At 38.7% G+C, this 15,014-nt stretch carries 11 protein-coding genes; 7 read left to right on the top strand and 4 right to left on the bottom strand.

All coding sequences use genetic code 11. From position 1 onward, the window contains the following. Window positions 1–40 precede the first annotated feature (40 nt). Window positions 41–721 carry a hypothetical protein gene (locus AC0L7T_RS14555; RefSeq protein WP_473336038.1) on the bottom strand — a complete coding sequence of 227 codons (681 nt, stop codon included), beginning with the start codon at window positions 719–721 and terminating at the stop codon, window positions 41–43. Window positions 722–980: 259 nt separating this feature from the next. On the opposite strand from AC0L7T_RS14555, the gene AC0L7T_RS14550 reads away from it, so the two are divergent. Together AC0L7T_RS14550 and AC0L7T_RS14545 are read left to right on the top strand one after the other, a co-directional pair. Continuing rightward, a complete protein-coding gene (locus AC0L7T_RS14550) occupies window positions 981–2,174 on the top strand; it encodes a Gfo/Idh/MocA family protein (protein ID WP_473336036.1) in 1,194 nt (397 codons plus the stop codon). A 174-nt stretch (window positions 2,175–2,348) separates the two neighbouring features. Next, on the top strand, window positions 2,349–4,526 hold the full coding sequence (locus AC0L7T_RS14545) for a DUF5916 domain-containing protein (RefSeq protein ID WP_473336034.1): 2,178 nt from the start codon (window positions 2,349–2,351) through the stop codon (window positions 4,524–4,526). Window positions 4,527–4,539: 13 nt separating this feature from the next. Here the strand turns inward: AC0L7T_RS14545 and AC0L7T_RS14540 are convergent, their stop codons facing one another. Beyond that, window positions 4,540–5,484, bottom strand: coding sequence for a phytanoyl-CoA dioxygenase family protein (locus AC0L7T_RS14540; protein WP_473336032.1), 945 nt, complete (start codon window positions 5,482–5,484; stop codon window positions 4,540–4,542). A gap of 157 nt (window positions 5,485–5,641) precedes the next feature. Between AC0L7T_RS14540 and AC0L7T_RS14535 the strand changes: the two genes are divergently transcribed. Together AC0L7T_RS14535 and AC0L7T_RS14530 are read left to right on the top strand one after the other, a co-directional pair. Next, window positions 5,642–8,134: a PIG-L family deacetylase gene (locus tag AC0L7T_RS14535; RefSeq protein ID WP_473336030.1), complete on the top strand. Its 2,493-nt coding sequence runs from the start codon at window positions 5,642–5,644 to the stop codon at window positions 8,132–8,134. 96 nt (window positions 8,135–8,230) lie between these two features. Then, entirely contained in the window at window positions 8,231–9,955 is a 1,725-nt protein-coding gene (locus tag AC0L7T_RS14530) for a sodium:solute symporter family protein (protein WP_473336029.1), read from the top strand. Window positions 9,956–10,316: 361 nt separating this feature from the next. Here AC0L7T_RS14530 and AC0L7T_RS14525 read toward each other — a convergent pair whose 3' ends face one another. After that, complete coding sequence (locus tag AC0L7T_RS14525; RefSeq protein ID WP_473336027.1) at window positions 10,317–11,165, bottom strand: DUF2911 domain-containing protein; 849 nt, start codon at window positions 11,163–11,165, stop codon at window positions 10,317–10,319. A 235-nt stretch (window positions 11,166–11,400) separates the two neighbouring features. Here AC0L7T_RS14525 and AC0L7T_RS14520 point away from each other — a divergent pair, with 235 nt between their 5' ends. Both AC0L7T_RS14520 and AC0L7T_RS14515 read left to right on the top strand, forming a co-directional pair. Then, entirely contained in the window at window positions 11,401–12,327 is a 927-nt protein-coding gene (locus tag AC0L7T_RS14520; RefSeq protein WP_473336026.1) for a 2-hydroxyacid dehydrogenase, read from the top strand. Window positions 12,328–12,343: 16 nt separating this feature from the next. Further along, on the top strand, window positions 12,344–13,180 hold the full coding sequence (locus AC0L7T_RS14515; protein WP_473336024.1) for a universal stress protein: 837 nt from the start codon (window positions 12,344–12,346) through the stop codon (window positions 13,178–13,180). On the opposite strand, the gene AC0L7T_RS14510 is transcribed toward AC0L7T_RS14515, so the two are convergent. Then, the gene (locus tag AC0L7T_RS14510; protein ID WP_473336023.1) at window positions 13,167–13,865 is read right to left on the bottom strand and encodes a tetratricopeptide repeat protein; all 699 of its coding nucleotides are present in this window, start codon (window positions 13,863–13,865) and stop codon (window positions 13,167–13,169) included. The genes AC0L7T_RS14515 and AC0L7T_RS14510 overlap by 14 nt on opposite strands. Before the next feature lie 122 nt (window positions 13,866–13,987). On the opposite strand from AC0L7T_RS14510, the gene holA reads away from it, so the two are divergent. Then, entirely contained in the window at window positions 13,988–15,013 is a 1,026-nt protein-coding gene (gene holA, locus AC0L7T_RS14505) for a DNA polymerase III subunit delta (RefSeq protein WP_473336022.1), read from the top strand. Window position 15,014 lies beyond the last annotated feature (1 nt).

Raw genomic sequence — 15,014 nt, 5'->3', positions numbered from 1 at the left:
TTTAATGAGTAGCAATTGCTTTTATGGCGTTTAAAATAATCTACCAATTGTCATCTTCTTCGGGAGCTTGTTCTTGTTTGTCTTTATAGGTTGAAAAATAGTCTGGATTTTTTTCAGCAATAACTAAATTCGGGCTTTGTAGTAAATCATTGATCTTCAGCAATTTTTCATAGCCGGGCTCCTGTATATGAGCAGGTACCTTGAACAACCTTGGGTCATCTTTCTTCAATTTACCTTCTGCTGTGAATAGGTAGGGCCATAAAGTTTTGGAGCAGGAATAGGCTATATAATCAACAGGATATTTATTGAGATATTCTGAAAGTTTCTCGTTGATTTCTTCAAAAAACTTCTCCGAAGCCTCAAGTCTTACCCTTGAACCAGCCCTGGATTTCCCTTTGGTTTTCAAATATTTGATTTGACTTTTTCCTTGTTTCTTTCTAACCATATAAGCTCTAATGACCTTGTGTTCGGCATTGATCCCCTCCTCAAAATAACCCAATGCGGCAGTTCCTGCCCTGATAAGGAATACAATCCAATTCTTTTCCACCTTAGAAATTCCGTTTGTTTCAGGATCAAAGGATAGGGTGAAGGGCAGCCACAAGTCTCCAATTATTTCTCCCTGCTCATAAATCCGAAGTTTATGCCTTGAAGGGTCATAGGACAGGTCCAGCTTTCTTATTAAAAGCCAATCTAAAAATTTTTCAATATTGTTTATGATCATTAATTGAAATTGGAAACGTGTATTTTTAGTTTAGCAGAGCTCATTTTTTTTTCAAAATTATACCACCACTACACTATTTATAAATGGCTCTAAATCCCCCTTCAAAATTAGACATAAAGATTGCAAATAGGGTTTATTTTATGCACTGATTTTGGTACATTTAGTATTTTACCACGAATATACAATTGGTTTGCTGTTGTTTTTGATACTGAATAACTACATTATTACTTATTGATGATTTAACCCAAAATAGATACTTATGAATATTGCCATGCTTGGTTCAGGGTTTATTGCCCGTTTTTATGCAGATACACTTCATGCCCAGAGAAGGTTGGACAGGATAATTAGTGTTTATTCCAGAAATGAGGAAAACGCTAAAAGATTCGCTCAGGATTATGGATTGGAAACTTACAGTTCTTCCATGGAAGAAATCATCAACAATGAAAAGATAGAGGTAGTCATTATTTCCTTGCCAAATCACCTGCATGAAGCCGCAGTAATGGCCTGTGTGAAAGCGGGAAAGGCAGTGCTGTGTACCAAACCGCTGGGTAGAACGGCAAAAGAAGCCAAAAAAATGCTTGATGCTGTGGAAAAAGCAGGGGTTTTTGCTGGGTATTTAGAAGACCTTTGTTATACCCCTAAGTTTTTGAAGTCGGTAGAAAGTGTAAATGCAGGAAGCCTGGGTAAAATTTTGTGGACCAAATCCAGAGAGGCCCATCCAGGCCCACACAGTGATTGGTTTTGGGACAAAGAACAATCCGGAGGGGGAGCCATTATAGACCTTGGTTGCCATTGTGTAGAAATCGGGAGGAATTTTATTGGTAAATCCGTACGTCCAGTAGAGGTGATGTGCTGGGCAGCTACGCAAGTTCATCCCATAGCTGCTGAAGACCACGCCATAGGACTGGTGAAATATGAAAATGGAGCCATTGGCCAGTTTGAAGTCAGTTGGACTTTTAGAGGGGGCATGGATTTGAGAGATGAAGTAATGGGGACCGAAGGAACGATCTGGTTGAATAGTTTTTTACGGACGGGTTTCGATATGTTTACAACGGGAAAAGGAGCCAAATACATTGCTGAAAAGGCGGAATCAGATTCAGGATGGTTGTTTCCTGTGGGGGACGAGGCACATGAACTTGGGTATCCACACATGTTTACAGACATGTTTGAAGCCATGGACAAAGGCACAGCCCCAAGAGAAACTTTTTATGATGGATACATTGTCAATGCAATTCTGGATGCCGCATTTTTATCCGCAGAAACGAAACTTTGGGAACAAGTAATCATTGAAGACTGGAGGGGAGACCAAAACCAGGAGCAAGAGAAAAGTTTCATCAGTCACGATGACGATTATTTTCTAATCAAGAAAGAAAAATTACCCAATGGTGATGAGAAGCTTATCCTAAAACACAAAGAAACAGGAAAAGTGATTCAAAAGACTACTCGTTCCTAACCATTTATATGACCATTTCGCTATCAGTATAAAATCAGGTAAAATTTAATAAAACACAGCCGACAAAGCCTAGTTTTTGTATTATTTAGGTTATTATTGCGCTTTAAATTAAATATTTTATTTATTACTTGTCAAATGCTCCATTTTTAGTTTTGGCGGTAAGCTAAATTTGTCATGCGGAAAAGTTTTATTTTATTATTAGTTATCCTTTTTGCCATTCCCGGAATGGCCCAAAAAATCAATGAAGATTACAGGTTAAATATAAAAAGGGCAAGTTCTCCAGTTTTGATTGATGGTGTAGTGGATGAGCAGGCCTGGGCCGATGCCGATGTAGCCAAAGATTTTTACATGATTCTTCCCATGGACACCAGTTATGCTGATGTGAAGACAGAAGTAATGATGACTTATGATGATGATCAAATTTACCTATTGGTGATCAATCACCATGGGGAAGAAGGACCATATTATGTTGAATCTTTGCGTCGGGACTTTGCATTTGGTAAAAACGATAACTTTTTGCTTTTTATGGATCCCTTTGATGACCAAACCAATGGTTTTTCTTTTGGTGCCAATGCAGCTGGAGCCCAATGGGATGGGATCATGTATGGAGGAGGAAGTGTAGATTTGAGTTGGGACAATAAATGGGTTTCTAAAGTGCAGAATTATCCCGACAAATGGGTGTTTGAAGCTTCCATTCCCTTTAAATCCATAAGGTATAAAAAAGGAATCAAGGAATGGGGTATTAATTTTAGTCGTAAAGACCTTAAATCAACTGAGAAATCTTCCTGGGCCCCGGTTCCACGTCAGTTCCCTTCTGCTTCCCTTGCTTATACAGGCATATTGGTATGGGACGAGGCACCACCTGAAGCGGGAATGAATGTTTCTGTGATTCCTTATGTAATGGGAGGTAGGGTAAAAGACAATGTCAGAGAATTGCCCTCAGATTATCAGAATAGAGTCGGTGTGGATGCTAAAATTGCAATAAGTTCCTCGCTAAACCTTGATTTGACAGTCAATCCTGACTTTTCCCAAGTGGAAGTAGATCGTCAAATTACCAACCTAGATCGCTTTGAGTTGTTTTATCCTGAACGTAGGCAGTTTTTTCTGGAGAATGGCGATTTGTTTGCTAGTTTCGGTTATGAAACCATCCGTCCTTTCTTTTCAAGGAGAATTGGTTTAAATGCACCCATTCAGTTTGGTGCACGTCTAAGTGGTAAGATCAACAAGGATTGGCGTATTGGTGCCATGAATATGCAAACAGGTAAGGTGGGTGAGACCAATACCCCCGGGCAAAATTTCACAGTATTGGCTGGACAAAGAAGGGTAGGTCAAAGATCAAACATTGGGGCGATATTTGTCAATAGAACCAATATTGGTGTTTTACCTACAGGTGGAGACAATCCTGGAGACCCTATCGCCAGCTACAATAGGAATGCGGGTTTGGAATACAATCTGGCCTCCTCCAATGGGAAGTGGGCAGGTAAGGCTTTCATTCTTAAATCCTTTAGCCCTTTAGAAGAAAATCAGAGCATGGTCCACGCTGCCAATATCCGGTATTTGGGTGGAAATTTGATTTGGGAATGGAAACATGAATATGTGGCACCAAACTACCTGGCAGAAGTAGGTTATGTGCCTAGAAATGGGTATTACCGAATAAATCCCAATGCATCCTATTTGTTTTTCCCTAAAAGTAAATTAATACTAAACCATGGGCCCACGATCAATACCTCCTTGTTTTACGATATGGATGTGGAACAAACTGACAATATTACGGAACTTTCTTATGGCTTGAAGTTTAGGAGTCAAAGTGTATTGACAGCAAAATATGCTTACAACCATATAATATTGCAAAGGCCTTTTGATCCTACCAATTACAGTCAATCTACCCTTGATGCCTTTACTGAACACCAATGGAATTCCTTTGGTATGGAATACATTTCCAAACCGCAAAGCCTTTTTACCTATACCTTTACTTCTCAATACGGTGGTTACTTTGCTAATGGAGAACGTTTCAATATTGCCGGTGAGTTGGGGTACCGTTTTCAACCTTATGTTGGCCTTTCTATCACAGGTAATTACAATCAAATAGACTTGCCAGAACCCTGGGGCAATACCAAATTTTGGCTTGTAGGACCAAGAGTGGATGTGACTTTTACCAATACCCTGTTCTTTACTGCATTTGGCCAGTACAACGAACAGATCAACAATATTAACCTTAATACCAGGTTCCAATGGAGATTTAAACCAGCTTCTGACCTTTACCTGGTTTATACTGACAATTATATACCTTCTCCATTCTATGTTAAAAATAGAACGCTGGCATTGAAATTCACTTATTGGTGGTCATTGTAAAAGATTTTGGGGGTTACCATGGAGTAACTCCCAATAATTTTTCACCCAAAGGGCTGAGTTCCGCTTGTGGGTACTTGCTTTGTTCCCATTTTCTAGGATCTCCAGGAAAAGCATAGCCTTCTGGAGAAATTCTATTTTTCCAGGAAGAAATCCTCCAGTTTTTCATCTCCTTATTGTCCTCTTCGGCAGGCATCATAGATATATATTGTGCCATACGTACATTGTTTCGACTTATGTTTGGCCGGATGCCATGGGGAAGTTTGCTATTGAAAATCAACAAATCGCCTTCCATTAATTTAACTTTTGTCAACTCAAAACCACTGATGTCTGGTTTAAAATGATCCCGATCTTTCGGCTGGTCTTTTTTCCAGGTATTGTAAGTTCGGTAAAGCTCAGGGATACATTGGAAACCACCAACATCAGTATCGTCCTGATTGTTTAAAGCCACAAGTCCTTGAACATTTTGGGGATTGGTCTCTGGATCGTAATCCCAATGGATAAATCCCTTAAACTCAAAACCAGGTCTTGAAGGCAGGTTTAGATTGGCCCGGTCTATGGTTACCCACAGGTTTTCCATGCCCCAAATATCTGAAAATGTTTCATATACCTTTGGATGCTGCCGGATATCCCAAAGGAATTGGTGGTTGTAAACCTCTACCATTCCACTATTGGTAAGTTCTTTCATTTCCATTTCTTTGGATTCCCTGGCATACCAGGTTGAAATGTCCCCAGGATCTTTCTCTTCAAATTCCCATAACAATTTGGACATTCTTTCAGTCATGGTTTTAGGAACTGCCTTTCGTATTATTACATAACCGTTTTCTATCCAGAAATCCCAATCTGATTCTGTTAACACTTTTAAAGGCAAGCCATTGGATCTGTCGTTTAAACGGTACTTGCTCGAATAGGCTGTGGAAGGATTGCCTGGTATATCTTTGTGGTTTTTATTAATGGCCATAGTGGATTTTTAACTTTACAGACCTGTATAAGTTAGCATTTTAAATTAAATTCTACAATTTCACAACAGGAGGACCCAAATTCTTAGCCTGATCTGCCTATATTTCCATTAATATAATTTAGTTTTAGGTTAACTAACACAATGCTTACTTTTAACTATGATACCTAAACCCACGAAGCTAGCCTACCAATATCCCATAGGTATATGCTTATTGATAATATTTAGCATTTTTTTAAACAGTTCGCTCAAAGCACAAAGTAGTGCTACCATTTACCATGGTCTTTTAAAGCTTCAGGAAACCAAAAGGGTACTGTATGTGGCCGCTCATCCTGATGATGAAAACACCAGACTGATTGCCTACCTGGGCAATGAGGAAATGGCTGAAGTGGGCTACCTCTCCCTTACCAGGGGGGATGGCGGACAGAACCTTATAGGAAAGGAACTGGGGATAGAACTGGGAATGATCCGTACCCAGGAATTATTAAAAGCCAGAGAGACAGACGGAGGGAAGCAGTTTTTTTCCAGGGCCATTGATTTTGGTTACAGTAGAAATCCAGACGAAACATTAAATAACTGGGATCGGGAAAAACTTTTGTCAGATGTAGTATGGGTCATTCGAAAATTTCAACCAGACATTATCATTACCAGATTCAATACAACACCGGGAATTACCCATGGTCACCACACTACTTCAGCCATAATAGCTGGTGAAGCTTTTAAAGTTTCAGGGGACCCTACAGTTTTCCCAGAGCAATTGTCCCATGTAGCACCCTGGTCTGCCAAAAGGATCTTTTGGAATGCTTATACCTGGGGAGGCAAATATGAACCGAAGCCGGAAAAGCAATATTATGAATTCCCTGTAGGTAAATTTAATCCATTGTTGGGAAAGAGTTATTCAAAAATAGCTGCTGATAGCCGTACCATGCACAAATCTCAGGGTTTTGGGGCAACCGCTGATATCGGTGAAGGAACAGATTTTATCGAATTTGTAGATGGATTGGCTTTCACCAAATCACCTTTTGAGAACATTGAGGAAAGGTGGAAACAATTGGCTAACGGCAAAGTCATCACCCAGAAAATAGAGACCTTGGTTAAAAGTTTTGACTTTGTGAATCCAGCCAATAATGTCGGGCAGTTGATTGAAATCAGGAAGGAGTTAAATAAAGTTCAAGAGAATTTACCCTGGGTCAAAGACAAGCAATTACTTGTCAATCAATTGATAATGGAGACTATCGGTTGGAAAGCCTTGTTTCTTTCTGACACAGAATTGAATTATCCTTCGGGTGATATAAAGGGTAAAATCATCCTTAATCAAGTGACAGCAAATCAAGTAAACCTACAGTCTTTTCGTGTTTTTGATCAAACTTTATCATTGAAAGCCAATCTGGCAAACAATAAGTCAATCGTGGAAGAATTGGTCTTTAAAATTCCTGCGGACCATTTGAATTCTCAACCTTACTGGCTCAGAAATGAACCTGAAAATAATCTCTATACAGTAAAAGACCAGAAGATGATTGGCAAGCCTTATAATGCGCCAACCATTGAGGGGGTTTTGTCCTTCACTTTAAATGGGGAACAGTTTGAGTTGCCCATACCCCTGCAATACCGATACAATGATCGGGTGAGTGGGGAAATCATTCAACCCTTTAAAGTAGTTCCTGAAATAGCAGTAGCTGTAGAACAAAACAATGTGTTTCTCCTGAACCGTAGGCCCGGTAATTTGGATGTACTTGTCAAGTTTGGCAAAGAAATTAAGGAAGGCCAATTACATATAGATGGATTAAAAGGTTTAGAATTTACCGTTAAGGATAAATTGGTTGATGACAAAAATAAAACCATCCGCTATCAAATTGAGCTGAAGAATGCCAATGGAGAAGAAAAGACTTCCCACAAGGTTTATTATCAAACGGTGAATGGTGAAGTTTATCAAAAGGATACCAAGCGTATACTGTATCCCCACATTCCCAACCTTACTTATTTTCCTGACGCCACATTTAATTTGATACGGCTTAACATGGAAGTCAGCAACCAAACCATTGGTTATGTCCAAGGTGCAGGAGATGACGTTCCTGAAATTTTGAGAAACCTGGGCTATAAGGTAGAGGCGATTGAAGATTCTCAGTTGGGCTCGGATTTATCAAAATACAATACCATTATTACTGGAATAAGAGCATTTAATGTAAATCAAGCACTGGCCACAGGTAGGGATGCATTAATGGACTATGTCAAAACAGGGGGAAACCTAATCATTCAATACAATACGAGTGCTTCCCTTTTGAGCAATGAATTTGGGCCTTATCCTTTGACCTTGTCACGAGACCGGGTAACTGTCGAAGATTCTCAAGTCAAAGTTTTGCTTAAAGACCATCCTGTTCTTAACAGTCCCAATAAAATCAGTTCCTTAGATTTTGAAGGTTGGGTACAGGAGCGTGGTTTGTATTTCCCTGGTACCTGGGATACGCATTATCAAACCCCTCTATTAATGCAGGATCCTGGCGAAGCGCCCTCCAAAGGAAGTCTTCTGGTTGCCGATTATGGTAAGGGAACCTATACCTATTCAGGTATTTCCTGGTTTCGCTTGCTTCCTGCAGGAGTACCGGGAGCCATCAAACTATTTGTCAATTTAATAGAGCAAGGCAATGAAGAATAGTAAGGAATATCAAAACTGGAACCGCTTGTATTGGCTTCAAATAGTCGTTTTGGGGGTTATAATTGCTGTTTTGTATTGGTTAACTAAACATTTTTCATGAGTTATCTGGATTGGACTATTCTATTTGGAACACTGCTGATCATCGCAGGATATGGCATTTATAAAACGTACGGGCCAAAGGATATGGACAAATATATCCGTGGGGGCAATGACATGAATTGGCTTACCATTGGTCTGTCAATTATGGCCACCCAAGCCTCTGCCATAACCTTTTTGAGTACACCTGGGCAAGCCTACTCAGATGGCATGCGATTCATTCAGTTTTATTTTGGCTTACCAGTGGCCATGATTTTTATTTGCATGTTTTTCCTGCCCATTTACTATAAACTTAAAGTTTATACGGCCTATGAATTTCTCGAACAAAGATTTGACCTAAAGACAAGAACTTTGACCGCAAGTCTATTTCTGGTACAGAGAGGTTTAGCGGCGGGTATTACCATATATGCTCCAGCTATAATATTGTCCACATTATTGAGTTGGAACCTTACCTTTACCAATGTATTCATAGGTTGTATTGTGGTGATTTACACGGTTTCGGGTGGGACCAAGGCGGTTTCGGTGACGCAAAAACATCAGATGACGGTGATGATGGGAGGAATGGTGCTGGCTGGAATTATCGTAATACAAATGATCCCCGTAAGTTTCACAGAAGCTTTGCATGTTGCAGGCAAAATGGACAAGCTAAATATTGTCAATTTTGAATTTGATTTATCGGACAGGTATAACTTTTGGTCTGGGTTTACTGGGGCTTTGTTTCTATTCCTTTCGTATTTTGGAACAGATCAATCGCAGGTGCAGCGGTATTTGAGTGGAAAGACCCTGACTGAAAGTAGGATGGGCCTAATGATGAATGGCTTTTTAAAGGTTCCGATGCAATTTATTATCCTATTTATAGGGGTGATGGTGTTTGTATTTTACCAATTTTTTCAACCTCCGGTTTTCTTTAATACCATACAGTTGGATAAATTAAAGCAAAGTGAATATGTACATGAATTCAATGATTTGGAACAAGAATATACCAATATCTTTGAAAGCAAGGGGCAGAGTATAGATGGATTATTGGGCGCCATCGAAAAGGAGGATCAGGTAGCTGTTGACCAATACACAGCAGCGATCAGCGAGCACTCAAAATCACAGGAAGAAGTAAGGGAAAAGGTTAAGGATTTGATCGTTAAAAATGATCCATTGGCAGAAACCAGAGATACGGATTATGTGTTTATGCGCTTTGTGATGGACTACCTTCCACAGGGGGTTATTGGCTTGCTTTTCGCAGTGATCTTTAGTGCGGCCATGTCTTCGACCGCCTCAGAATTGAATGCGTTATCTTCTACCACTACGATAGATATTTACAGAAGGTCTATAAACAAAAAACAAAGTTCACATCATTACATGAAATCTTCCAGGTGGTTTACCGTGCTTTGGGGAGTATTCGCTATTCTTTTCGCTACTTATGCCACCTTATTTGAGAACCTTATTCAGGCCGTAAATCTTTTAGGTTCCTTGTTTTATGGGAGTATCCTGGGAATATTTATGGTCGCCTTTTTTATGAAATGGGTAGGAGGGAGAGCGGTATTTATAGCGGCCATTATTACAGAAATTCTAATACTGACATTGCATTATTTCAACGGAAAAACAATAGGAGATACCAGCATTGATATAGGTTTTTTATGGTACAACGCCATTGGTTGTTTGTTGGTAATGGCGATTGCTGCCATTTTAAATTTGTTTTTTCCCAAGCGTGAGAAATTGATTGTAGGTTAGGAGTAGATCAGGCAACGGATTGAAACACAAATGTAAATAAACGTGGACAGGTTAACTTGAAAAATACCTGGCCATTGTTTTGGCCCATAAATCAGGATTATGCTATAATCTTTCTTTTACGTGATGGATTAGGAGAATCATAGTAGAATAGGTGACCAGGTTTCTATTTCCCTATCCCTGTAAAGGACGAAATATCACAGCCAGGAATGTAGCCAGTGTTTCAGTGAATGCACATTAAATGATTTGGCAGTATTGTTGCCTGTTTTTAACAACAATACTGCCAAAATCCGTTCATCAATTGGATATTTAATGTAACTTTTTCTAATTCGTAGCCTCGAGATTAAAGGTATGCTATAGTTTATTATTTGAGGAAATCAATCAATCGCTGGTTTAGCGCTACATAATCGGGATTTCCTTCTGCTTGAGCCATTACCATTGACTCCTGCGCAGTAGCAATGGCCTCGCTTTTATTGCCCAATGCCGCTTGTATTTTTGCCTTCAAATGAACGGTATAATACTTAGGATCAGAATCAACGGATTTTGAAACCCATTCCAAGGCCGTATTGAGATTCTTTCCTTGAGAATAATAATAATTAGCTGCTTGAAATAGTAAGCCTGCATCATCACTCTCCTGATCAATAAGCAACTCTTTGATTTGACCCATTACCACCCGATCAACCTCCATCTCTATAGCGAAACCCACAGAAGTTTTGTCCCAGGAGATATTAAGTTGTGCACCTGAATCTGTTAGGTTCGAAAAATTGATTTCCATGGATTCAACAGCTTTTTTAAGCTTCTTTACCGGGACATTTAACCTAAGCGCATCATCAGATGGATCATATCCCATGGCCCCCCATAACTCTGTGTTTTTGGAAAAAATAATGATCCATGTTTTCTTTTCAGGAATGGTATAGATGGCATATTTTCCGGCTTTCAATGATTGGCCATTAACCTTAATATCTGTATCAAAAGATAAGGTTGTAGGGTTATTGGCACCTGTCCTCCATACCTTCCCGAAAGGGACCAATTCCCCAAATATTTTTCTGTTTTTTTTGCTAGGTCTTGAATATTCTAGATGGAGCATTGTAAGTCCAACTTGCTGGGAAATTTGACTATTAGGGCTAGCCTGAGGCATTTTAATTTGTGCAAAAAGACTCATTTGAACCAGCGTGAAAACCGCAATTAGGCAAACAATGTTCTTTGTTTTCATGGATTTTATAATTAGATTGTTGTTAATCATCTAAGCGTTAGGTATACTTACATTACGGGTAGTATTATCGTTTAAACGGTAATTTAACCCATTTGTAAAGATAAGAAATTTGTTAGTAAATATTTATCGTTATCAATTATGTTGCTTTGAATAGTCCACAACCTGAAGTCTTTTTTCAGGAATGTTAGCGGCTATTTTCCTTAAATTAACTATCCAAAATCAACTTAATTCCCACATGTCTTTAGCAATTGTTGCGCCAAATAAACCTGAAAAAGAACTTAGTGCCTGGAAAGAAATTTTTCTTGAATTAGCACCAGATATTAACCTTCAAATCTTCCCAGATATTCAAGACAAATCGTTTGTGGAAGTAGTTGTATTGTGGCAACATCCTAAAAATATCCTCAAGGAATTCCCCAACCTTAAGCTTATTTGCTCAATGGGTTCTGGTGTAGACCATATCATGTCAGATTATATACCCGAAAATATTCCTATAACCAGAATTATTGACCCCAGACTTACTTTTTCCATGACCAACTATGTGGTGATGGGAATTCTAAATTACCACCGGCAATTTAAGCGATATCTGATAAATAAAAAGTCCAAAACCTGGGACATGACACAGCCAGAAATACCTATTTCAGTGGGTGTAATGGGGGTAGGTGAATTGGGAGGGGACGTTTTAGACAAGGTAAATGCTTTAGGGTTTCCGTGCTATGGCTATGGTAATTCTCCTAAAAAGGACTTTAGGTATCCTTATTATTATGGTGAGCAATTACAAGACTTTTTGGATCAAGTCAATATTGTGGTCTGTTTATTGCCATTAACGCCTAAGACCAAGGGTTTTCTAAATGAAGCTTTATTTAAAAAGTTTAAGCAAGGGACTTACCTTATTAATGTTGCTAGAGGTATGCACCTGGTAGAAGAGGATTTGATCCCTGCCATTGCTTCGGGTCAGGTTTCAGGCGCTTTGTTGGATGTTTTCAGAAAGGAACCACTAGATAAAAATCACCCCTTTTGGGAGCAGGAAGAAATTATGGTCACCCCACATATTGCAAGTATTACCAACTATAAAGCAGCCGCTCCTCAGATTATAGCCAATTATAGAAACCTGAACAATCACAGGCCTTTACTTAATGAGGTGAGTACAGATCAAGGCTATTAAATTATACTTATCAGTTATGAAAAATTATACCATTCTATGTCCCACTGACTTTTCAGAATGTGCCCTAAATGCCATTGAATATGCTGCAAGGTTAGGTGAAAAGTTAGGTGCTGATTTAATACTCTTTCATGTTCCAGACAAAGACGACTATAATAAGCTTTTCCCAACAAAGGCCTTAGAAGACAGCCTGCATGCCGCCAGAAATAAACTAAACAATTTGGTGAAAGCAGTTCAAGAAGAAAGTCTTGAAAAAGGGTTGGCTTCTTGTAGTGCGCTGCTAATGGAAGGGAAAACCGTGAAAACGATCCTGGATTATTCAGAACAAAATAAAATTGACCTGATAATAATGGGAACTGAAGGGGTCAATGAATTTAAAAACAATTACATAGGTACAAAGTCCAGCAATGTTGTTCTTGATGCCAATTGTGATGTATTTATCATTCCCAGAAAGGTTTTCTTTCAGGCTCCCAGAAAATTAGTCTACGCTACAGATTACCTGGAAGAAGACAAATTGGCCATTCAAAAGGTAGTAAAAATTGCCAAATGTTATGATGCTGAAATTGATGTAGTCCACGTAAGTTCAAAATCCAATATTATTGACAAAGCCCAATACCAATGTTTGAAGGACGAGTTGGCCCCATTTGCCAATTATGAGAAGATGAATTACGTATTAAAATCCTACCGAGATGATGCTGCATTGGGTTTAGAGAATTACCTGATAACTTCCAAGGGAAATATTTTATTTACCCTTAGCAAGAAAAAAAGTTGGTTTGAGAAACTCTTCACCAATAACCTCTCCAAAAAGATGTCCTATTTTATCAATAAACCCCTTTACGTAATCAAGAACCTTTAAATTTAGTCTTTAAAAAAGCCATAAATTCATCCCTTGTGTCTTTATTGGTAATGATGCCAGCCAAGGTTTTAAAATAACCTTTTAAGCTTATTGCACCCTTTTGGTCCCCTGGATCCAGATTCCCATCTGGTGGAGTATTATCGATTTTGGGCAAAGGGGATTCTTTTGGATTAGGTGCTTTATATCCAGTTATTCTGTCTGCCTCAGAAAAACTCTGTTTGGATTGTTTTTGATAGCCAAGTTTTTCCTCTACAATTCCTTTATTGTTATGTGCCACAGCATCTTCAGGATCAAGAGCTATCGCCCTTTCATAATCTGCTATAGCTCCCTTCAAATCCCCAATTCTGTCCTTGAAATAAGCCCTGCTTGAGTACCGGTAGGGATTATTTGGGTCGAGGTTTAACGCCTGGTCAAATGCCTCCATGGCTTCGTGATTCCGTTTAAGTAGGTGCAATACAACCGCCTTGTCAGAAATGTAAGTCGTATTATAAATATCTGATTCAAGCAAGGAATCAAAATCATTTAACGCTTCTTCTAGTGCACCAAGCCTTGACTGAATACGTGCCCGGTAGTGAAGGTAAGGGGCTAGTTTTCCTTCTTTTACGATCAGTTGGTTAAATACAGCCAATGCTGCCTCAAATTTCCCTTCTTTGTAGAAAGAGATGCCAGTTTCTATTGTTTCCACCTTAAATTTGATTTAGTGTCATAATACATACAAAAGTAATGAAGGTATTGTTTCATTCAACAGTTAATAATCCTTTATTCTTTTTATATTTGACCTGTTTTAGTTTCATTTTTAAACCAGCTATGCCGAGTAAACCGGAAAGTATTTTAAAAGATCTGGAAGGAAATAAATTTGCCCCTATTTATTTCCTTCAGGGTGAAGAGCCATATTTTATTGATAAAATTACGGGTTTTATTGAAAAGAATGCATTGGCTCCACAAGATCGTAGTTTTAATCAGACGATAATGTATGGAAAAGATGCTACCATGGCATCAATTCTCACCAATGCGAAGCGTTTTCCTATGATGTCGGATAGACAGGTAGTCATCGTAAAAGAAGCCCAAAACGTTTCTGAACTTGGGAAAGAAATAGGGGATCAACAATTAATTGCCTATATCAAAAACCCGCTTCCAAGTACTATTCTGGTTTTTGCGTACAAATACAAAGTGCTGGATGGACGGAAAGCACTTGCCAAGGAATTGGATAAAAAAGCCATATTGGTTAAATCGGATAAAGTGCCTGAATATAAGCTGGCACCTTATATAGAACAATACGTAAAATCGAAGGGGCATACCATTGAAACCAAGGCTTGTCAGATTTTGGCCGAATCCATAGGCAATAATATGGAGGTGCTGACCAATGAAATTGATAAGATGATTATTAATTTCAATGAACCGATGAAGATAAATGCTGGGCATATCCAGCAATACATTGGTATTAGTAAAGATTTTAACAATTTTGAATTGACCAAAGCTTTAAGCTATAAGGACATTTTAAAGGCGAATACCATCATTAATTATTTTGGACAGAACAGTAAGTCCCATCCTGTAATCCCTATTTTATCATTGCTATTTATGCATTTCTCCCGCCTTTTATTGGTCAAAGCCAATAAAAATCTCGGGGAAAGGGAACTTGCCTCAGTGATCAAAGTCAACCCTTATTTTGTGAAAGAATATACCATAGCGGCAAAAAATTATTCTTTAGGCAAGATTATTGATGTGATAGGATACCTTAGAGAAGCAGATTTACGTTCCAAAGGAGTAGTTGCTACAAATTCTGTGGAAGACAGTCAAATATTAAAAGAACTTATTTTTAAAATTCTTCATTGAG

Source organism: Cyclobacterium sp. 10D3-21 (assembly GCF_055809755.1).
The sequence above is the reverse complement of the archived record's forward strand: the minus strand, read 5'-3'. Positions and strand labels throughout refer to the sequence as shown.

Bases quoted from the DNA above. Each gene is read 5' to 3' on its own strand.
- AC0L7T_RS14555 (WP_473336038.1), bottom strand. From the start codon at position 721: ATGATCATAAACAATATTGAAAAATTTTTAGATTGGCTTTTAATAAGA.
- AC0L7T_RS14535 (WP_473336030.1), top strand. From the start codon at position 5,642: ATGATACCTAAACCCACGAAGCTAGCCTACCAATATCCCATAGGTATA.
- AC0L7T_RS14525 (WP_473336027.1), bottom strand. From the start codon at position 11,165: ATGAAAACAAAGAACATTGTTTGCCTAATTGCGGTTTTCACGCTGGTT.
- AC0L7T_RS14515 (WP_473336024.1), top strand. From the start codon at position 12,344: ATGAAAAATTATACCATTCTATGTCCCACTGACTTTTCAGAATGTGCC.
- AC0L7T_RS14530 (WP_473336029.1), top strand. From the start codon at position 8,231: ATGAGTTATCTGGATTGGACTATTCTATTTGGAACACTGCTGATCATC.
- AC0L7T_RS14545 (WP_473336034.1), top strand. From the start codon at position 2,349: ATGCGGAAAAGTTTTATTTTATTATTAGTTATCCTTTTTGCCATTCCC.
- holA (WP_473336022.1), top strand. From the start codon at position 13,988: ATGCCGAGTAAACCGGAAAGTATTTTAAAAGATCTGGAAGGAAATAAA.
- AC0L7T_RS14550 (WP_473336036.1), top strand. From the start codon at position 981: ATGAATATTGCCATGCTTGGTTCAGGGTTTATTGCCCGTTTTTATGCA.
- AC0L7T_RS14520 (WP_473336026.1), top strand. From the start codon at position 11,401: ATGTCTTTAGCAATTGTTGCGCCAAATAAACCTGAAAAAGAACTTAGT.
- AC0L7T_RS14540 (WP_473336032.1), bottom strand. From the start codon at position 5,484: ATGGCCATTAATAAAAACCACAAAGATATACCAGGCAATCCTTCCACA.